The sequence below is a fragment of the Neobacillus novalis NBRC 102450 genome, assembly GCF_001591805.1.
Taxonomy (GTDB): domain Bacteria; phylum Bacillota; class Bacilli; order Bacillales; family Cytobacillaceae; genus Neobacillus; species Neobacillus novalis.
Genome location: NZ_BCVP01000025.1, coordinates 80,689 through 102,247, shown reverse-complemented (window position 1 = coordinate 102,247; position 21,559 = coordinate 80,689). Strand labels below are relative to the sequence as shown.

Genomic DNA, 21,559 nt, shown 5'->3' with positions numbered 1-21,559 from the left:
TTTTATTTACAAAATAAAGATGGTCCTTATATCGTATTGCGTTTTACTTATCCTCCATATTCTTCATCGCTTTATCATTAAGATGTCGGATAAATGTTGTTTTTGCTTTGTTTTCATCATCATTTCCTTGATTTCCCTTTCCGCCTTCTAAAACTTCAAACGGACTATCAAGATTAAATGCAATTCCTAAATCTGTTTTCGTAACCTGTTGCTTATAAAGTTTAATCAATCTTTCTCTTGTTTCATCAATTAACGCCTTTAGCCCATCAACTTCGTGTTATCCGTCATAACCAACTAAAATTGCAATTGTATCCGAAAGGTATTCTTTTTCTACATCATTCATTTTACATTTCTCCTTTAACTCGTAAGTGTCGTATTATGAAATTAATCTCTAAAACCTTTTATAAGATTTTTAACCAATCTTTTGCTTGTGTCATCAATAATCTTTAAACTCACCTTTTTCATCCATTCTCCTTTAGTATTTTCCAATTCCTTTCCTAATTTCATTTTAGCAGGCAATTTTTACTTTCGGGAAAATCAATTCCTAATTCGTGCTGCTAGTCAAATCAAAGAATTGCACACTTAATTCCGACATGTTTTTTATTATTTTTGCAATATCGCGGTTTATAAATTACATTATTTGTTAATGATGATAGAAATATGTCATTTTTAAATGACCTAAAAATATATTCTTTTTAAATAATCTATTGAATCACCGATGAAAATTTGTCGAAAAAAATATTTCTTTATAAGATTTTTTGTTAAAAATATTTTTTTGGTAAAAGGCGGTACTAGAAAATTTTGCAGCATGTAAGACGGGCTCTTCCCGTTTATGATAGGGACATGGAAGATTTTTGGAAAAGGAGTGATAACCGTGGCAAAAAGGAAAATAGAATTAACGGAAAAGAAAATACTTGATATGGAAAAAGAAGGTCGGGGACAAGGAACGGGCGAGGAGTACAAGCCCTGGATTAACATTCAAGATGTTCCTTCAAGCGGCATATCAACGAGAGGAAAAGGATGGAAAACAAATCGTATCCATCAGTTCTTATCTAAATTAGAGCGGAATTACTTTTATGTGTTGGAATGGAATGATGCTGTTATGGATATTCGGGAGCAATATCCATTGATTCGTGATGATACCTGGATTATTGCAAATGAAAAAGGGATTAAACATCCGACCGATCCAAAATCTCAGGTTCCTATTGTGATGACAACTGACTTCCTTATAACTATTAAGGATTCGACAGGCACAAAACATGTCGCTCGAACCATAAAACCGTCAAGTGAACTGGAAAATGAGCGAACGATTGAGAAATTCGAAATTGAACGTTCCTATTGGGAAAATCGTGGAATCGACTGGGGAATTATTACGGAAAAAGAAATTCCAAAGGATATGGTTGAAAATGTGGAATGGCTGCACCCCTCTTATTTTGAAATTGAGGATTTACCCGCTTCCACACTTAATACCTTTGCCAAGCAAATGAAATCGTTTATCAAAAAATATAACATTTCCATTATTGAAATGGTAACTGAATTTGATAATACCTTTCAATTGGAAAATGGAATGGGACTCGAAATTCTTAAGCATTTAATTGCAAGAAAAGAAGTCCCTGCTGATATAACAAAGAAGATTTACACTCACCTTTGGGTAGAGGATGTAATCAAGCGTGACTCTATATAAGAAAGAAGGAATTAAATGTTTGTAATCAATGACATTATTAGTATCGAAGCAGCGGATGGCAAAAAACGAACGGAACGAATTATTTGGATAGATGAAGGTAACATCATCTGTATCACCATTGACATGGAAAAGGAAAAAACGCTTCCTATTAAGCGGAAAATTTCAGATTTACAACAAATGCATTCGGACCAATTATTATCATTTGTCGATGAAGATCCTTATGGGTTTGTCTATCAGGGCGATGAACAGCTTTCCGAAAAAAATAGGTTGTTGCGGGATGAACGGTGGGAGTGCATCGAAGATATGGTTTTACAAGAGCCTGATATTTTTGATGCCGATAAAAGGGGTCCTCTGATTCGCCATTCTATGGAAAGCACAGGGAAGACGAAACGGTTGATCTATAAATATATGACCCAATATTGGCAAAGAGGTAAATCAAAAAATGCATTGCTACCCGATTTTCAAAATTCTGGGGGAAAGGGACAGGAAAAGAATTTTACCGTAAAGACGGGGAGACCTAGAAAGTTTAAATCAACAATTGGTGAGGGCATCGTTATTAATGACGAAATCAAAAGGACTTTTGAGGTTAGTATAAAGAGATTTTATCATACCGTTAAACAAAATCCACTTGCCAAAACCTATGATTTAATGCTCAAAACATTCTTTGTAAAGGATTACCGTTATGAGAGTGGTGTGAAATTGCCTATTCTTCAGGATCAGGAACAGCTCCCGTCATATAGGCAATTCCAGTTTTGGTATCAGAAGACCTATCAAGCGGAAGAAAAACTTCGCAAAAGAAAAGGAAATCGAAAATACGATTTAGAACATCGGGCGGTTTTGGGAACATCCGTAGGCGATTTATACGGACCAGGGACGAAATATCAAATTGATGCGACGGTCGCTGATGTTTATATCGTAAGTTCTTTTAACCGAAATTGGATTATCGGTCGCCCTGTTATTTATGTAGTGATTGATGTATTCAGCCGAATGGTAGTTGGTTTATATGTTGGATTAGAAGGTCCGTCTTGGTTTGGGGCAATGATGGCTCTTGCTAATACCGCCAGTGATAAAGTTTCGTATTGTAAGCAGTACGGTATTGATATATCCAAGGAAGATTGGGATTGTCATTACCTTCCTCAAATACTGTTAGCCGACCGCGGGGAATTGGAAGGTTACAATGTCGAGCGATTAATCAATGCTTTTAATATGAAAGTAGAAAATACGCCGCCATATCGAGCAGATTGGAAAGGAATTGTCGAGCAGCACTTTAGGGTAATTAACACAAAAGTGAAGCCGTTTTTACCTGGAACCGTGGATAGGGATGTTAGGGTAAGAGGCGACAGAGATTACCGACTAGATGCTACCCTTACATTGGAGGAATTCACAAGTGTGATTATCCATTGTGTCCTGCACCACAACAATCATCACTGGTTAAAAAATTATAACCAAGATGAAATGATGATTCAGGACGAAGTGCCACTTATCCCGCGTGAATTATGGAATTGGGGGATAAAAAACCGTTCAGGTAAACTTCGCTCTTACTCTGAAGATATTGTAAAACTTCATCTTCTTCCGACTGCAAACGCAACGGTAACGTATAAAGGTATCGAATTTAAAAAGATGCGTTTCAGCAGCGAAACGGCATTAAAAGAAAATTGGTTCGGTGAAGCAAGTGAAAAGAGCTGGAAAATTCCAATTTGCTACGAACCAAGAGATATGTCGCACATCTACTTGCCTAGTGAAGACGGCAGAAGCTATGAAGTGGCAACACTGCTTGATCACCAAAAGAAATATAGCGGCAAAACCATGGAGGAAGTCGAATATTACTTTAATTATGAATTGTTAAAGGAACAGGGGTATTCACATGAAGAGAAGCAGACTAATTCCAATTTAGATAGCAAGATAGAACACATTGTTGAAAAGGCGAAGAAATCGTTGGATAAAGAAAAAGTGGAGATGAGCAACAATCAAAAAGTAAAAGGTATTAGAGATAATCGTTCTATGGAAAAAGAAGCAAGAAGGAAAGAGGAAGCCTTTTTACTGGCTGACGCGGAACAGTTTACTCAACCGATTGAAGAAAAAATAGTGGAGGAAACAACACCAAAACAAGGTCTTTCCAAGATTGAATTATTACGTCAAAAACAAAAGGAGAAGTTGAAGCATGCAAGGGTTAGCAGCAAGTGATTTACAGATACTGCATGGTGAAGAAATGGTGGATGCGATTTACAGCGATCAAATTGTTCAAGATTATCAATCCAATCCATTAATAGAAGCACTACCTCCTATTTTTACGGAGGAAGAAGTAGTTGACCAATTATCTGTTTTACCTCCTTATGACGAAAAAGAACGATCCTTAAATGCTAATTATCGGTTTCATTGTTTGCAGAGGTTGTTTCAATATTTCCAACCATTTGAAAACCATCTCGATCTTGAACAAAGGATTTCCAGAGCGATTCGTCAAGGATACCTGCACCGAAATCCAATGAAAAAAGAAGAAGTCATGAGGGTTCATGAAAGTTATCGAGCGATAAAGGAAGGGAAGTTTTTAAAAACGTACCAAACAGAAGCAAAACGAACAGCGGCTGGGTTTACGATTATTGGTCTTTCAGGGATTGGTAAATCGACCGCAATCGAAAGGGTGCTATCATTTTACCCTCAATTGATCAAGCATCATGAGTATCAAGGGAAGCCCTTTATTTATACCCAGATTAGTTGGTTGAAGCTCGATTGTCCATTTGATGGGTCCTTAAAAGGTTTATGTATGAGCTTTTTCGCTGAATTGGATCGATTATTAGGGTCCAACTATTTAAACAAATTTGGGGCACAAAAAAATACGACGGATTTAATGTTACAGCGAATGGCTCATTTATCTAGTCTCCATGGAATTGGTTTACTCATCATCGATGAAATTCAGCATCTCAGTCTTAGTAAAAGTGGCGGTTCAGATAAAATGTTGAACTTCTTTGTTACTTTGGTTAACACCATCGGCATTCCTGTTTTGATGGTCGGGACGAATAAAGCCATTTCTATATTACAAAGTGAATTTCGACAAGCAAGACGCGGAAGTGGTCAGGGAGATATGGTTTGGTCTCAAATGCCACAAGATGAGTCCTGGGATTTATTCGTGGATGGTATGTGGGAATATCAGTGGACAACAGACTTTACTGAATTAACCAGTGACTTTAGTGATTTACTTTACGAGGAAAGCCAAGGGATTCTTGACATTGCCGTAAAACTTTTTATGCTGGCACAAGTAAGAGCAATTTCAACAGGGGAAGAAAAAATAAGCAAACAAATCGTCAAGCAAGTGGCTAGAGACAGCTTAAGACTGGTACAACCAATGTTAAATGCATTAAGGTCAGGGATTCCAAGTGAAATTGCTAAATATGAAGATATTCGTCCGATTGATATGGATGAGGAACTCGAAAGGTATAAATCCTCCATTGATTTTCAGGAAAAGGTTCGGATTCAAAAGAAATTAACGCAGCAAAAGCGTCAGAAGAAGGAACAATCTCTTTTAGAAGAGGTTACCTTGCAACTGTTAGCCATGGATTTTGAACCAAAGGAAGTCCAAAGTGCTGTAAAGAAAGTATTTAAAGATACGGGTGAAGACATTGGAAAATCAATGATACTAAAAGAAGCGGTAAAACTCCTTATTGATAAGGATGACAAGAAAGTTGCGAGCAAGAACAAGAAAAAGAAATCCATGTCCATTGATGAAAATTATTTGGGGCGTTTAATGCAAGAAGGAAGGCAGAAGAAAAAGTCGGTTCACGAATGGTTTCTTGATAAAAATATCATCAAACAACCATTAGACGAGTTCAGGGAGGATGATGAACATGCTGCACTGGTTTCCCACTCCGTATCCTGATGAATTGTTGTATAGCGTATTGGCGAGGTATCATGTACGGTCTGGAAATACGAGTCCAAAAATGACAACAGAAGATCTGTTTGAAAAACGGACTGTTCGGTCCGTTTGGGACTTACCTGCCAATTTAAATTTTTTACTAAGCCAGCTGGGTTCTTATTGGGATGCAGAACAATTGATTAATAATCATACGATGTATCCCTATTATGGAGCCTTTTTGCTACCAAAACAGGCGAAACAAGTAAAGCAGTCCATGATGGAAAATAAGGGTAGTACAATACACACCCGTATTGGTGTTGCAGCAAGCAATGTCAAATTAAAAACTAACCTATGGGTGTGCCGTGATTGTATCAAAGAGGATATGGACACTCTTGGTGAAACATATTGGCGTCGGGTTCATCAGGCTCCTGGTGTTTTTATGTGTTCTAAACACGAAAAGGTATTGGAAGAAACTAATGTTTCAGTAAAAGCACAAAATCAACATGAATATATCATCGCCACTCCGTCTGTTGAAGGAACAAAGAATAATCTTGATGAACTAAAGAAAGAAGAGGTTCGTTTGCTCATAAAAGTTGCCAAAGCAACCGAAACTCTCCTAAATAATACCCATCTCCAAAAGACTGATAATACGCTTCGGGAAAAATACCTGACCCTTATAAAACAAAAAGGATATGCAAGTATAAACGGGTTTTTAAAACGGGACAGGTTATACCAATGTTTTGGAGCAACATTCTCCGAACGCAGTTTAGAATTATTGCAGTCACAAGTGTATATCGAAGAATCCGATTGGTTAACGATGATCTTTCAAAAACACCGCAAGTCCTTTCATCCGATTCGGCATTTATTGGTGATGATGTTTTTGGAAACTGATTTGAATCATTTGTTTGGTAAAATGGAGTATCTTCCATTTGGAAAGGGATCTTGGTTATGTCTCAATGTTGCTTGTCCCAACCATCATAAGCCAGTCGTAACAGATTTAACGATAACCACTTGCTATGATACAAGGAAACCAGTTGGAACATTCCACTGTGTTTGTGGTTTTGTTTTTTCAAGGAGAGGACCTGATCAAAACAGAGAAGACAAATATCGTATCGGCACAATAAAAGAATATGGTCACGTTTGGAAAGAAAAACTGTTGGAATTGGTGAACGAAGGGAACACCCTTACAGAAATAGCAAAGGAATTACAGGCAGATCGTGCCACCATTAAAAAATATGCGGCTGAAATGGAATTAAAGGTCTCTTGGAAGTTGCCGAAAGTTGAAAAGAAAAATGTGAATCAGACATTGGAAGATTTCGAAACACAGTTAACAGAAAGAAAAAACAAATGGCTGGAACTTCAGGAGGAATACCCTGAAAAATCAAAAACAGAGTTGAGAAAGATGGCTCCTGATGTGTATGCCTTTTTGTATCGGAACGATTCTGATTGGCTTAACGATAATTCTCCTGTAAAGAAAAGGATTCAAACTCCGAATCAACGGGTCGATTGGGAGAAGCGGGATAAAGAATTGTTGAAACAAATAAAGAAAGTAGTTCAAACTTGGGACATGGAAGCTGAAAAACCAACAAGGATAACGATAACTTCCATTGGTAAGAAGTTAAATGAATTATCTTTATTCCAGAAAAAAGCGGATAAACTCCCAAAGACCATGGAGTATATCCGTAAAGTATCGGAAGACACAGTATCCTTCCAAAAAAGACGGGTTGAAGTTACACTTGAAAAACTAAAAAAAGAAGATGAGCCAATTCTTGAATGGAAAATTTACAAAAAAGCAGGACTTAGACCGACCGTTTCAAACGAAGTCAAAAGGTTAATCACATTAAGAACGACTGAATATGAAACGGTAAATCAGTAGATATTGAAGGGGCTTCTAAAATGAAGCCCCTTGATTTTTGTTAACCGTTTTAGTTTAGACGGAAGTTAACATAATACATATTCTTGTATTAATGGGGAACAATATATCAAAAGGTCATAATTGGGGATAAAAAGTACAAGTGATAACGAGTCAGTTCGAAATCTATCGTTAATACTTTCTGGAGTGAGCATCTTGAAGAAAATGATTTGTCTTTTTATCATCTTATTAATGTTTTTCACAGGAAACCTAGCTAATGCTAAACCTCCAGAGCCAAAGGAAATTAAACCGTATGCGGAAGACTGGTATGTTACACCAGAAGATATTATTCGGGATATTATATTTCCAGCTATTGATAAAAGGGTAATAAAAGAGTATGGAGGAAAAGAGGAATCTGGTTTTGGCTGGCAGCAAAAGAAGATTGTTAATATTGTTTATAACAACAATCATTCTTATGATATTTCTTTAAGAATTCAAGTTCCTGATAGATATCAAGATGACTTGGTTAAAGTAAGAGTTTCTCCATCTTGTGATAGTCCTAAAATTGGATGTAGTCACGGATTTAAGGTAGAAGTATTAGAATACCAACATAAGTAACGGGATAAGGTGTTACCTTTAATTGGTGGCACCTTATTTATTAGTTTTTTATTCAATTAGCGAGTGAGTTATATACAAATGTCACCGTACAAAAAAATGGGCTTAGTTCGACAATATGAGCCGTTCGAGTACCCGACTTTGTTGTATGGTAGAAAAAAAGGCGGTACCCGACTTTCTTTTTTCACTAATGCAATTTAAAACGCAGGAATGCGGGTTCCAGCGTTTTACAGTACCCGACTTTGTTGTCTGCAAACAAAAGAATCGGGAAAGCGTACCGCTGGTACGCTTCCCGATTCTTTTTTTATTGATCAAACGTTTGATTGAATGTGGGGGAGGCCCGATATATCAACGATCTGAGGCGGAAGAGAAGAGCGGGAGACAGTTCGGCATGAAATTCAGAGATGCAGCAAAAATACTTTCAATTCGAGATATTTTTGTTGCACTTTTTTCACTTGAGGTATAAAGTGATAGTAACGAAAGGTCGTCTTGAGCAAGAGGGGTATATACAGCGAAAGCAGGATTGAAAAACTAAATGGATTGCCCTTACTTCAAAAGGGGGAAGATAAAATACATGAAGTTTTTGAACACCAACTTACTTTCCAAACGTCCATTGTCAATGAGTGCTTAACAGAGGAAGAGCAGAAAACACTATATATGCTCATGACTAAGTTGCAAAAAAATACCGAAAGTAAAATGGAAAATTAAGAGTCCAATTACTTGTGATAAATGCTAATTTTTTTAATTATCACTTGACTAGTTAATTGAAAATGGAGGAATTATCTATGTATAAAATTCCGGGACATCATCACATTTCAATGATTACAAAAAACGCAAGTCAAAATAATCACTTTTACCGTCACTTGCTTGGATTACGTCGTGTGAAAGTGACCGTGAACCAAGATGATCCATCTATGTATCACCTATTTTACGGAGATAAAACAGGTAGCCCAGGTACTGAACTATCTTTTTTTGAAATTCCACCAGTTGGAAAAACTTATCGTGGTACAAATTCCATCACAAAAATTGGTTTACTAGTACCATCAGAAACAAGTTTATTCTATTGGAAAGAACGATTTAAGGAACACGGTATTGAGCATAGTGACATTACAACGTATGCCAATCACCCAGCTTTACACTTTGAGGATCCTGAAGGTTTACGTATGGTACTTCTTGTCTCAAACGGTGCAAAAGTGGTGCACTGGCAAACTTGGGAAAAATCCGATGTCCCTGCAGAGCATCAAATTCAAGGAATGGGCACTACGGAAATAACAGTACGAAGACTTGATAAACTGGCAAGCACACTTACAGATATGTTTGGCTACACAGAGATAAACCGTACAGATGACGAAGCGATTTTTCAATCAATTAAAGGAGAGGTTTTTGGAGAAATCGTCGTGAAGTATTTAGACGGACCGACTGAAAAACCAGGCCGCGGTAGTATTCATCATTTAGCGGTTCGTGTAAAAAACGATTCAGAGCTTGCCTATTGGGAAGAACAAGTAAAACAAAGAGGATTCCATTCCTCAGGAATTGTCGACCGTTTCTACTTTAAGAGCCTATATTTCCGTGAATCAAACGGGATTCTATTTGAAATTGCAACCGATGGGCCAGGCTTCACAATTGATGGAGACATCGAAACACTGGGTGAAAAATTAGATTTACCACCATTTTTAGAAGACCGAAGAGTTGAAATTGAAGAAAATCTAAAACCTATTGAGGAGTATTAATTAACAAACGAACAGTATCACATCAATAGGCTGTTGTTTATCACGTTACCTCAGATTTAAAGATCAAAATAAATCCACAATAGGGTGGCTTATAAAGGAGAGAAATAGAAATGAATAGCAAAATCATCAAAATACAAAAATTGGGATTTCCATGGGAGACAGAAGATCCGTTCCTTATGACAGTACATCATAAAGATGCGTATCCTTCAGGAAATGACCAGCAGGGTCCTAACGTTTCATTGGAAGGCAGAAATCTTGGCGAGGATTTTACGTTGCGTGATGGTTTTAGAATGTATCATGGCAAAACGGTTCCGGGATTTCCTGTACATCCTCACAGAGGTTTTGAAACGGTAACAGTCGTTCTTGAGGGTTTTGTTGATCATTTTGATTCATATGGGTCCAGAGGACGATTTGGGAATGGGGATGTTCAATGGATGACAGCAGGTAAGGGTGCACAGCATACTGAAATGTTTCCTCTCGTCCATCAGGACAAAGGCAATCCACTTGAATTTTTTCAGATATGGCTGAATTTACCTGCAAAAGATAAATTCGCTGATCCTGAATATAAAATGTTATGGGCTGAGGATATACCGGAAGTAGAATCGGCTGCTGCGAATGGACAGAAAACGACCGTAAGAATGATTGCCGGAAGTGTGATGGGTAAGTCTAGTTTAGAGCCAAACTCTGCTTCTTGGGCAAACGATAAAAATCATCATGTGGGGATCTACGTTATTCATATGGAGCCGGAAGCAGTCTTCACCCTGCCGTCAGTTTCAGCAACAATGACGAGAAATATATACTATTATCAGGGAGATAAACTAAATATAGACGAAACAGCGATTGAAACGTATCATCGTGTAAAGCTTGCCGGTGATCAGGAAATCACGATCACAAATGGCTTATCTGAGAGTTATATGCTGCTCCTAGAGGGTGAGCCGATACAAGAACCTGTCGTATCCTATGGACCGTTTGTCATGAATACTGAGCAGGAAATTCACGATGCATTCAGGGATTATCAAAATACACAATTTGGAGGCTGGCCGTGGGACCGTCCAGATCCTGTAAATAAGCGTGAGTCAGGAAGATTCGCGAGCTATAAGGATGGAAGAGTTGAAAAAAGGTAACCACTATTCATTAAATGTAAGGTAAGTAGGAAAATAGGCTTTTTTGCTCTATTAATGAGAGAAAAGTAACACTTAAACCTATCGTAAGAATTGCTAAATAAAAAACAAAATTCAAATATCGATTTAAACATAACGCACATATAAATGAATATGTGCGTTTATTTTTATAGAATTACGAAATATACGTAGATCTGCAAGTAACTTTTAGAAGAAGTAAAAATGACAGAACGTGATCATTTGCAAATAAGAAAAACTGAATAATTGATATATTAAATAAATCATGTAAAAATAAAACAAATATGATTGACTGAACGTTAAATCATATTTGTTTTACCTTTGAATTTTAGGAGGCAAGATTAATGAAAAACCCCGAAGTTATTTTCTTTGAGAGAAAATTTCCAAGTGCAAACATGGTTCTTATCAAGGATCAGCTCTCAATCCTTATCGATACTGGCTTTGGGAGTGATGCGAAAGAAACAGAGCAATTAATTATTGAAGCAGGCGTTTCACCAGAGGAATTACATCTTATTGTGAATACCCACTATCATAGTGACCATGCAGGGGGGAATTTTCATCTTCAAAAAAATTATGGAGTGAAGATTGCTGCTCATAAATGGGATGCTAATTTAATTAATGCTTGTGACCTTGAAGCCTGTAGTGCTGAATGGCTAGATCAGCCTGTGGAACCTTACCGAGTCGATTTGAAGCTACTAGATAACGATGAAATTCATACAGGAAGCAGAACTTTTCAAGTCCTGCACACACCGGGACACACGCTAGGACATATTTCTCTATATGAACCTGAAGGAGAGATATTCATTTGCGGGGATCTCTTTCACAGAAATGATGTCGGTTGGTTTAACCTCTTTCGAGAGGGTGTTTCATCAATCCAACGATCATTAGAAAGTATAGATCGTGTATCCACGCTCCGAATCAAGCAGGCATATTCAGGACATGGACCCCAAATAGAGGATCCACTTAGTTCCATTGATACAGCAAGGAAACGGCTTGAAAAGTGGCTTAAAAGTCCAGAAAAAGTTTCATGGCATGCCTGCAAAAGGATTTTTGCCTTTACACTAATCATGAAAAACGGATTGTCAAAAGGAGAAATTGGTAAATACCTATTAAATTGTGGTTGGTTCCAAGATTTTTCACGTTACGCCTTCCAGCTTCAGCCGGAAGAATTTATTCAAGTCCTGGTTGATGAAATGATTCGTTCCGGTGCAGCAGGCTGGCACAATAATCATTTAATCGCCACGGCTCCATACATAGCACCACAAAAGGAATGGATGGATAAGAATATCAAGCCGAAAGATTGGCAGGGCAAGATATTCCATAATGAATAAAAACTGTTGAATCTTGCTTTCGAGTTTCATTATTTTATCAAACTATTGAATTTAGGGGGGAGTGTAAATTGAATTTGAAAGTTGGAGACATCATTCGATTTGAACGGGCATTCACAAAAGAAGTTGTTGAAATGTTTACAAAGGTATCCATGGATGAAGGGAACCACCATACGAATCCTGATGAACTGGGGAGACTTGTGGTTCAAGGGTTGTTGACTGCTACATTACCAACAAAAGTTGGCGGAGATTACAATGTACTTGCTCGTACAATGAATTTTGAATTCTTGAGACCCGTCTTTACTGGAGACACAATAAGCTGTGAAGTAACGATTGAAAAACTGGAAAGAAAAGATAATAATAGAATATCTATTTTGGCAACTTTCCTATGTACTAATCAAGATAAGAAACTAGTATTGAGCGGAAATTTTGCGGGAGTAATATTAACAGAGCATTAGTCCCGCAATCGACAAGTAATATTATCCAATTCGAATAAATAGACTGTAAAAAAAAACGGGTGCGTTCATGGAAAAAGGATACGATTTTTCTAAAATCATGTATATTAAACTTGTCGAAAACCTCTATTGCTTTAGGAGCAGGAACTCCGATTGGGGTTTTAGCACAGAAAAAGGGACATTACCTGTTTTTCTAAGATAGTGTCCCTTCTTGAAGGATTTATTTTTTCAAACCAGCTGCAAAGAAGGGTCCATTAACTGTGATGGCCGATAGGATACGAGCTATTTCTTGAGGAGATTCTTTTCTGCCACTATCCAACCATTGCTGAATTACCCCTATATGTGCAGATGCAACGTAAGAAGCTAAATATTTGCCTGGAACAAGTAAATTTTCCTCCTTAATACCTGGGATTGGGTTATTTCCAAACATTGTTTCCCACATAAAATCTTTCAGTCTTGCTTGAAATGATAAACCTCCTTTTGGACCTAACACTGCTTTCATAAATCCACTATTTTCATTTAGATACTCAAATAATGAAACTACAAGGGAGAAAGGTGCTAGGTTCGGGGAGTTGGTTCCCAGTGCAGCAATAACCCCTGGAAAGTTCTTTTTTGCTATGTTATACATTTCTTGCATGATTTCTTCCTGACACTTGGTCATTAAATCAAATTTGTCCTGATAGTGAGCATAAAAAGTGCCTCTGTTTATTTTTGCTTTATTTGTGATATCTTTAACTGTGATTGCTTCAAAGCCTTTTTCTTCAATTAATTCAACTAATGCATTTCGGATGGCATCTTTTGTACGAATGACCCGCAAATCAAAGCTACTATCTCGCAAGCTACGTCCTCCTTCTTTTTATCCAACACAATTATAGAAAGTGTTCCCTAACCAACACATCTGCCATTTTTGATTATTGAAACAGAACTAGTCCCCCATTTAAAATTGAAATGTAATAAACAACAAGTTGTCTATTATTATAACCCAAAACCAAGGAGGGTAAAATATGTTCAAAAATAAACTGGTATTGGTTTCACCGATCATTGCTTTGGCAGTTATTTTTATTTTTTCACTGACATTATTTCCATCGGTCCAGCCAAAACCGAAAAATCTGCCTATTGCCATCGTAAATGAGGATGAGGGAGTGGAACTTCCTAATCAACCAAAGATGAATATGGGGCAAACGATTGTGGAAATGATGCAAAAAACTTCAACATCAACATCAACTAAGGATGAAGAACCTGCTGTAAAATGGGTGGAAGTAAAAAGTAGTAATGCAGTCCAAAAAGGTTTGGATAACCAAAAGTATTACGCGGCTTTAGTGATTCCCAAAGATTTTAGTGCAAAGCAAGCATCATTACGGACTCCAGCACCTTCTGCACCTGAAATACAAATATTGATCAATCAGGGAATGAATATGGCTGCTGCAACGATGGCAGGACAGGTCTTGAATGGAGTAGTTGACAACATGAATAACACTGTCCGCAACCAACTTCTTGATGGTTTTGAAAAACAAGGAGCAACTTTGACAGCAAAACAGGCAGCAAGCCTTGCAGTTCCAATCACGAAGAAAGTCACAAATGTGAATGAAATCGGCACCAATAGTGCGAACGGAAACGCTCCTATTTCCTTGTTCCAGCCATTATGGATGGCAAGTTTGGCAAGTGCGGCGATTCTCTTTATTGCCATTAGCAAAATGCCGATCACCACTCGGAAAGAAAAACTTGTAACAAAGGCAGGGCAAATTATCATGAGTGCTATTGTCGCACTGGTAATTGGATTTGGCTTTACCTGGATAGCAAAGGGAATGGTAGGACTCAACATTCCAGATTTCATGGATACAGCCTTATTTTTAACCATTACCTCATTTACTTTCATCCTAATGATTTTAGCTGTACTTTCATTAGTTGGGATTAAGGGTATCGGCTTCTTTGCCTTATTGCTATTCTTCGGGGGACCAATACTTGCAATGGCACCTGAAATGATGTCTCCATTTTATCGGGATTGGATTTATTCTTGGTTGCCAATGCGATTTATGGTAGACGGTCTTCGAAAAATATTCTTCTTTGGGGAAGGCTTAACCTGGAACACTCCAATTTCTGTCCTTGTTTGGATTGGATTAGCAGGCATGATTGTCATACTTGGTACTGCTTTAAAACGTAATAAAGTGAAGGAAGTAGGATCGGATTCTCGAAATATGTAAGAATATTGTTAACTTAACTTTAGAAGAAGACATTAAATGGAAAAGTTGTTGCCCTGTTTACCAATAAAGCCGTTTCTCTATAGAGAAACGGCTTTATTGGTAAAGTTTGTGAAAAAATGTACACAAACAAACGGGTGCGTTATTATTTATTAAACATAATTGGAGAATTAGGGAATATTTTGTTATTTTATAGTAAAATAGAAGGGAGATGCTTAGTATAAAATAACTATTTAAAAAACGGAAAATAATGAAACCATAAGATAGTTTCTTAGGGGGAAATTCATAATGGAGGATTTGATTCTAGTTGTCGATGATGATCTGGATATTCGTGAAGTTTTGAATCTATTTTTAACAAAAGAAGGATATAAGGTATTATTGGCGGAGAATGGCGAAGTGGCTATCACTCTCTCTGAAAAACACAACATAGATTTAATTCTGCTTGATGTTATGATGCCGGGGCTTGACGGATTTGAAACCTGTCAAGCCATACGTAATAAGACGAATGTGCCAATTTTATTTTTAAGTGCAAAAGAAGATGATATTGATAAAATCCTAGGCTTGCGGATTGGCGGCGATGATTATATTACAAAACCCTTTAGCCCAGGCGTTTTAGTGGCAAAAATTAAAGCACAATTAAGAAGGGTCAAACAAAACAGCTATGAGAATAAAAATGCACTTAATAAAAGGGAGAACCCGATTTTGTATTTCCCCGGTTTCACCATTGACACAGATAGTTGTGTCGTAAAAAGAGAGGAATTAATAATCTCTTTACCTGCTAAAGAGTATCAATTATTATGTGTTTTGGCCAGCAATGTAAATAGGGTTTATAGTGTCGAACAATTATTTCAGTTAATCTGGGGTGAAGATAGCCTTGGTGATAATAGAACCGTAATGGTTCATATCAGCAACCTAAGAAAAAAGATTGAGACTAATCCGGCAAAACCCGTATTTATTCAAACAGTCCGAGGAATTGGTTATAAATTTACCGATCCTTCCGAATGATAGTGCCAGGGTTTAACAAATACTCCTTAATTTCAGTTAATGAAATACCCATTTCTTTTGCTTTACATATAAGGGAAAGCCATTCTGAATCCAATTCCTCCTCCTTTAAAGTGTCATCAAAAGAAGGGTGAACACAATTAATCGTGGTTTGTTTCATTTCGACCTCCTGTTTCTGAATATTCTAATATCATGTTAGGCGCTTTAGTATAACTTCTGTATAAATTCACTTAAAGTTTACTTAAAGTTTTTGCAGCATATAATTTCATAATGTCCCTATGTGAATTGAAAAACGAGAAATAGGGACTTAATTGACAGAACCTATACGAAATTCCTTCGGTTATAAGGTGGGGACCAAAATGCTTAAACTAACAGGCTTTAAAGAATTAAAAAAAATAACCGCAGATTCATTCGCTGAATATTATAAAGGAATTTTCATCGCGGAAAACGAGGAAATCGTTATCCAAAAGGTAGTGGGTCTCCCATACAAAGCAGATATTGAAGAATTGCAGGCATTTTGCGAATTAATCGCTGCTATTAATGATCCCTTTTTTATTAAGCCAATCCGATTGATTCAAAACGGGAACCACATCATGCCGGTGTATAAAACGTTTGCTGCAATTCCTTATAAAAAACTAATAAACACCCAATCATTTTCTATCCAAAACTTTTTCGTTTTGGCCATTCAACTATGTGAGATACTGGAAAACATTCATGCCAAAGGGGCTTTACTGCTTCAGCTAAACCCATACAATTTAATGATTGATTTAACAAATCGAAGACTCCTGTTACTAGGTTTATTCCATTCCATATCCCGGGGAAATTTACTAAGAACCTATGAACTCCCTGCAGAACAAATTGCCTATATGGCCCCAGAAGTATCAGGAAGAATGAACAGAAAAGTGGATTTCCGTTCAAACCTATACACTTTGGGTATTATTTTTTATGAAATGCTAACGAACCATTTGCTTTTCAGTTCAACTGACCCCTTAGAAACGATTCATGCCCATTTTACCAGGTTGCCTGAATCACCTACGGATATATATCCTGAAATCCCTGGTGTTCTATCTTCAATCATCCTAAAACTATTAGAAAAGTCACCGGATGATCGCTACCAATCGGCGGCCTCATTAAAGAGGGATCTTAAATATTGCTGCGAGGAGTATGAAAAAAAGGGATGGATTGAGGATTTCCCGTTGGGGTTAATGGATAATGCAAAAAACTTTTTAAAGCTAGATGAGCTTTACGGAAGGGATCAAGAATCTAATCTATTGGCCCAGATGATGCATCATACCTTAAACGGCCACCAGCAAACTGTTTTTATCTCTGGCCAATCTGGAAGTGGAAAGACAGCACTTGTTCGTCATTTGAAAAATAGTTCTATGGGAATGAAGGCCCTATTTTTAGAAGGAAAGTTTGATCAGCTGCTCAAAAATATTCCATACGCTCCGATTGCACAGGCATTGAAAACCTGGGTTCGCATTATCCTCTCGAAAGGAGAAACGAACCTTTCGCTTTGGAAACAAAAAATCGCAGATGGGCTTGGAAACGATTCCGGCGTCATGTCTGCCGTGTTGCCTGAAATAGAATGGATTATCGGTAGTCAGCCTATGGTAGAAGTTCTTCCATCAATTGAAAGCCGCAGCCGCTTACTTATGATATTTCATAAATTAATCAATCTAATTACTGAAGAAAACCCTCTTGTATTATTTATAGATGATCTCCAATGGGCCGATGCAGCTTCATTAGAATTGATTGAATATTTAGTTTCGAATGTTAGTACTAGGAATCTATTTATTATCCTTGCTTTTCGGGACGATTCAGATTTAGCCTTGAATAAGGCTGCAAGTGCTGCCATTCAAAAAATGCATGATTCTAACAAAGTTCATACATCAATCACACTTAACCATCTACAAGAAGAACAGGTAAAACAATGGGTATGTGATCAATACCAAGTTGATGATCAGAATGGGGAAGTACTTTCCACGATGATTTATAACATCACTATGGGGAACCCCTTTTATATCACACAACTCTTCCATACCATCGAAAAGGAAAAAGTAATCTCACAATCCGGCTCAATAAAAACAATTCATTTTGAAATGATAAAAGATTTAACAATTAGCGAAGACATTGTTAGTTACCTTGTTAACCGGATTAAAAAACAGCCTAAAGAGCTCCAGACATTACTCAAAACAGCCTCTTGCCTTGGACAGGAATTCGATATACATATATTGGCAGCGCTTCTCAATTCAGAAAAGAAGTCGACTATAACGGATTTATTACAAGGAGTAAAAGAGGGTTTTCTGATTCTTTCACCTGTCGGGAAAGAGGATCGGGATGAAGAACGATTCTTGTTCATTCACGATAAGGTTCAGCAGGCTATGTACTCTTTGCTTACAGAAGTTGAGAAACAAGAAATTCATTTGAAAATCGGGAAATATTTAAAAAACAACAAGTCTATTTACTTAGATAATGAAGTTTTATTTGAGGCCGTATCCCATTTGAATACTAGTGCTGTTTTCTTAAACGACGAGGAAAGAAAGGAACTTGCTTCCCTTAATGCCTTAGCGGGTGAGGAAGCAAAAAAGGCTGCTGCCTTTCAGTCGGCTTATCAATATTTTTTAATGGCCAGGGAACTTTTAGCTTCGGATTCGTGGCAGCAAAGCTATTCATTAACCTATCAAATTACAAAAGGATTTGGTGAAACAGCCTATTTAAACAGTCATTTTCCGGAGGCAGAGACCGCCTTTGATGAGGTTTTGGCAAAGGCGCATTCTAGAGAAGAGAAGTTAAAATTATATAATTTAAAGATTACTTTATTTACACATTTACATAGGGTAAAAGATGCAGTTGATGCAGGAATAAAAGGATTACAGCTGTACGATTGGGAAATTAACAGCAATCCAGGAAAAATAGATATTGTGATGGAATTAATTCGTATTCAGCTTGCATTTAGAAACAAAAATCCCTTGAAACTTATGGATTTACCTGTTATGAAGGATGATACAAAAAAAGAGCTCATGCAAACATTAATTAATATTAATGCACCTGCTTTTCATGTGAATCAAAACCTTGCAACTAGTTTGATGTTAAAAGCGTTTACGTTCACATTAAAAAATGGGCAAACTGATATTTCCAGTTTAGTATTTAATAATTTTTCGCTTATTCAAGGTGCCGGGTTTGGAAACTTTAGGAGAAGCTTTGAATTTGGAAAACTAGCCATTCAGCATGCTGAGAAAAGTAATAGTAAAAGCTTAAAAGCAAGAGTATATTTCGTTAATGCTACGTTTGTGAATCATTGGAAAAATCATTTACAAGAGAATCTTTTTTATCTTTATGAATCGCAGAAGTATAGTGTGGAGTCAGGCAACATACATTTAGCAGGCGCTGCAAGTTCTTTTATTATTATGACCCTTCTTTTGAAAGGGGAGGGGCTTCAGGAAGTGCTGGCGGGAGTTAATCAGCAGCTGGAATTTGTCAGAAGTATTAATTATCGGCTATCTGTTGATTTTATGAACGAAATGAAACATTGGCTTGATGTGCTATTGTCATTTAATATCGAACCTATTTTTGATTTGCCAATTTCCAATGATGATGATTCGGGATATATTGTTCACTTTACGTTAAGGCTTCAAATGGCATATCTCTTAAAGGAAAAAGAGCAGGCTATAAAACTTTTAGAAAAACTATCTACGTTAATTGATCATACGAATGTACTCGTCATTACTCCGGATTATTATTTCTACCGTACGTTATGGCTCAGCCGCATTTGTGACAAATGTACAATAAGAGAAAAAAAGAAACACATCCGCAATATGAGAAAAAATATTAAGAAAATGAAAAAATGGGCCAAATGCTCACCTACGAATTATAAACATAAGTATTATTTAATGGAGGCTGAATTATTTAGGGTTTTGAAGAAAAGCAAGGAGGAAATAGATTCGTATTTTGAAAAGGCTATTTTCTATGCAATTGAAAACAACTTCAAACAGGATATCGCAATCATTTATGAATGTGCTGGAAATTACAGCATTAGCACCGGATATGTGCAATTAGGCCGCTATTATTTAAAACTTGCACATGAACATTACATGCTTTGGGGAGCTGTTAGAAAAGCGGATCATCTTCTGCTTGAGTTCCCGGAAATAGCCGAGCCATTAAACAAAACAAAAGGCATCGTAAGGAGTAATCTAAACATTGATGTGGAGACAATCCTAAAATCTGCGCAAGCAATATCTAAAGAAATCCATTTCGGGGAATTAATTGTTACCATGATTACGACTTTATTAAAGAATGCAGGTGCGGAAAAGGGTTTTTTATTATTATATCGAAATAATGAATTAGACATCGTTGTTAAAAGAGATTTAGATGGCAGCTTCATTACAGATTTACCTGGTGATATTAACGAACTCAGTGATGAAGTACCCCTGCAGCTCATTCATTATGTCTATAAAACAAGGGAACATGTAGTTCTTGAAAATGCCACCTTATTTGGGCTTTTTGTAGATGACCCTTATATAAGGAAAAGCGGGCCAAAATCTGTTTTATCCTTACCAATATGCCATCAAAACCAGTTAATTGCAATCTTATACCTTGAAAACAACTTGATTTCTCACGCGTTTACAGAAGAACATATTCAAACACTCACGATGCTTTCATCTCAAGCAGCCATTTCTATTGAAAATGCAAGGATTTACGCAACTCTTGAAGATAAAATTAAAGAACGAACAGCGGATCTTGAACATGCTATAGAAAGGCTTGCTGAAACAAACAAAAAGCTACAAAATGAAGAAGCACTAAGGCGTGATTTATTATCAAATATATCGCATGATTTACGGACACCCATTACATCCGTTCAAGGTTATATCGAGGCTATTATTGATGGAATAGTAGATACTCCTGAACAACAATTAGTCTATCTAAAAAGAACCAGGGAACGTATTTATTCACTAAACCGGCTTATCCAGGATTTATTTGACTTGTCCCAGCTTACCGCTGGAAATATTAATTTTTCAATGGAAAACGTTGCAGCGGATAAACTGTTCTTGCATCTATGTGGTCAGTACGAATGGGATGTAACGAAAAATGGGCTGGAATTCAAAGCTTCAGACCCCTTATCGCAGGGCAGGCTCTATCCATTGGTTAACGTAGATATCGGAAGAATTGATCAGGTGATATCAAATTTGATAGGTAACTCCATTAAGCATACAGCAGAAGGTATGATTCATATGCAGTTGCTGTTTGAGGAAAAATCTGACCATGTTACCTTCGCCATCCACGATTCCGGTTCCGGAATTAATCCGGATGACCTTGAAAACATTTTTGAACGGTCCTATACAAAGAAAGGACATACCTCTAAGGAAGGACATGGGCTGGGCTTGGCTATCTGCAAGGAAATTATTTCCTTCCATAAAGGATTAATTTGGGCGGAAAGTGAACCGGGGAAAGGAACTTCCATCTACTTCACAATTCCAGCTGTACAATTAAATGAATCAGAACTTTTAGTAGCTGAACAGATGAATAAATAGATTATTTGAATGTAACAAGGTCCTTCCCTCATTTAGAAAGTTGATACCTGAAGGGAAAACGAGAGGCAAAATCGGATAAATCCATAGAATCGAGAAGCGTACTGCTAGTACGCCCATCTCGGTTCTTTTTTATTGATCAAACGTTTGATTAACAACGGAAAATTTCAATCATTATGTG

Annotated in this window: 16 protein-coding genes; 13 read left to right on the top strand and 3 right to left on the bottom strand. The window is 37.1% G+C overall.

What is annotated here, in order from left to right:
* Positions 1-43: 43 nt before the first annotated feature.
* Positions 44-229 carry a hypothetical protein gene (locus BANVL01_RS18560; RefSeq protein WP_066094855.1) on the bottom strand — a complete coding sequence of 62 codons (186 nt, stop codon included), beginning with the start codon at positions 227-229 and terminating at the stop codon, positions 44-46.
* 645 nt (positions 230-874) lie between these two features.
* Between BANVL01_RS18560 and BANVL01_RS18555 the strand changes: the two genes are divergently transcribed.
* The 10 genes from BANVL01_RS18555 (at position 875) to BANVL01_RS18505 (ending at position 12,653) form a co-directional block, all read left to right on the top strand.
* Positions 875-1,684: a heteromeric transposase endonuclease subunit TnsA gene (locus BANVL01_RS18555; protein ID WP_066094858.1), complete on the top strand. Its 810-nt coding sequence runs from the start codon at positions 875-877 to the stop codon at positions 1,682-1,684.
* A 15-nt stretch (positions 1,685-1,699) separates the two neighbouring features.
* The gene (locus BANVL01_RS18550; protein WP_066094861.1) at positions 1,700-3,868 is read left to right on the top strand and encodes a TnsB C-terminal domain-containing protein; all 2,169 of its coding nucleotides are present in this window, start codon (positions 1,700-1,702) and stop codon (positions 3,866-3,868) included.
* Positions 3,846-5,555 carry an ATP-binding protein gene (locus BANVL01_RS18545; protein ID WP_066094864.1) on the top strand — a complete coding sequence of 570 codons (1,710 nt, stop codon included), beginning with the start codon at positions 3,846-3,848 and terminating at the stop codon, positions 5,553-5,555. Before BANVL01_RS18550 ends, BANVL01_RS18545 begins: the two co-directional genes overlap by 23 nt.
* A complete protein-coding gene (locus BANVL01_RS18540) occupies positions 5,524-7,407 on the top strand; it encodes a TnsD family Tn7-like transposition protein (RefSeq protein WP_066148023.1) in 1,884 nt (627 codons plus the stop codon). The genes BANVL01_RS18545 and BANVL01_RS18540 overlap by 32 nt, the downstream gene beginning before the upstream one ends.
* A 201-nt stretch (positions 7,408-7,608) precedes the next feature.
* Entirely contained in the window at positions 7,609-8,001 is a 393-nt protein-coding gene (locus BANVL01_RS18535; RefSeq protein ID WP_066097173.1) for a hypothetical protein, read from the top strand.
* A gap of 187 nt (positions 8,002-8,188) precedes the next feature.
* Positions 8,189-8,464 carry a hypothetical protein gene (locus BANVL01_RS27865; protein ID WP_066094870.1) on the top strand — a complete coding sequence of 92 codons (276 nt, stop codon included), beginning with the start codon at positions 8,189-8,191 and terminating at the stop codon, positions 8,462-8,464.
* Between the two features lie 319 nt (positions 8,465-8,783).
* Positions 8,784-9,728 carry a ring-cleaving dioxygenase gene (locus BANVL01_RS18520; RefSeq protein WP_066094876.1) on the top strand — a complete coding sequence of 315 codons (945 nt, stop codon included), beginning with the start codon at positions 8,784-8,786 and terminating at the stop codon, positions 9,726-9,728.
* 110 nt (positions 9,729-9,838) lie between these two features.
* The gene (locus BANVL01_RS18515) at positions 9,839-10,852 is read left to right on the top strand and encodes a pirin family protein (RefSeq protein ID WP_066094879.1); all 1,014 of its coding nucleotides are present in this window, start codon (positions 9,839-9,841) and stop codon (positions 10,850-10,852) included.
* A 359-nt stretch (positions 10,853-11,211) separates the two neighbouring features.
* Positions 11,212-12,198 (top strand): MBL fold metallo-hydrolase, encoded by a 987-nt coding sequence (locus tag BANVL01_RS18510; protein WP_066094881.1) that lies wholly within the window; start codon positions 11,212-11,214, stop codon positions 12,196-12,198.
* A gap of 68 nt (positions 12,199-12,266) precedes the next feature.
* Complete coding sequence (locus tag BANVL01_RS18505; RefSeq protein ID WP_066094884.1) at positions 12,267-12,653, top strand: hotdog domain-containing protein; 387 nt, start codon at positions 12,267-12,269, stop codon at positions 12,651-12,653.
* 217 nt (positions 12,654-12,870) lie between these two features.
* Here BANVL01_RS18505 and BANVL01_RS18500 read toward each other — a convergent pair whose 3' ends face one another.
* Positions 12,871-13,488: a TetR/AcrR family transcriptional regulator gene (locus tag BANVL01_RS18500; RefSeq protein WP_066094887.1), complete on the bottom strand. Its 618-nt coding sequence runs from the start codon at positions 13,486-13,488 to the stop codon at positions 12,871-12,873.
* A gap of 166 nt (positions 13,489-13,654) precedes the next feature.
* On the opposite strand from BANVL01_RS18500, the gene BANVL01_RS18495 reads away from it, so the two are divergent.
* Together BANVL01_RS18495 and BANVL01_RS18490 are read left to right on the top strand one after the other, a co-directional pair.
* Entirely contained in the window at positions 13,655-14,851 is a 1,197-nt protein-coding gene (locus BANVL01_RS18495; RefSeq protein WP_066094890.1) for a YhgE/Pip domain-containing protein, read from the top strand.
* Between the two features lie 285 nt (positions 14,852-15,136).
* Positions 15,137-15,853 (top strand): response regulator, encoded by a 717-nt coding sequence (locus tag BANVL01_RS18490; protein ID WP_066094893.1) that lies wholly within the window; start codon positions 15,137-15,139, stop codon positions 15,851-15,853.
* On the opposite strand, the gene BANVL01_RS26875 is transcribed toward BANVL01_RS18490, so the two are convergent.
* Positions 15,834-16,010 (bottom strand): anti-repressor SinI family protein, encoded by a 177-nt coding sequence (locus tag BANVL01_RS26875; RefSeq protein WP_082805065.1) that lies wholly within the window; start codon positions 16,008-16,010, stop codon positions 15,834-15,836. The genes BANVL01_RS18490 and BANVL01_RS26875 overlap by 20 nt on opposite strands.
* A gap of 199 nt (positions 16,011-16,209) precedes the next feature.
* Between BANVL01_RS26875 and BANVL01_RS18485 the strand changes: the two genes are divergently transcribed.
* Positions 16,210-21,381, top strand: coding sequence for an AAA family ATPase (locus BANVL01_RS18485; RefSeq protein WP_066094896.1), 5,172 nt, complete (start codon positions 16,210-16,212; stop codon positions 21,379-21,381).
* Positions 21,382-21,559: the final 178 nt, after the last annotated feature.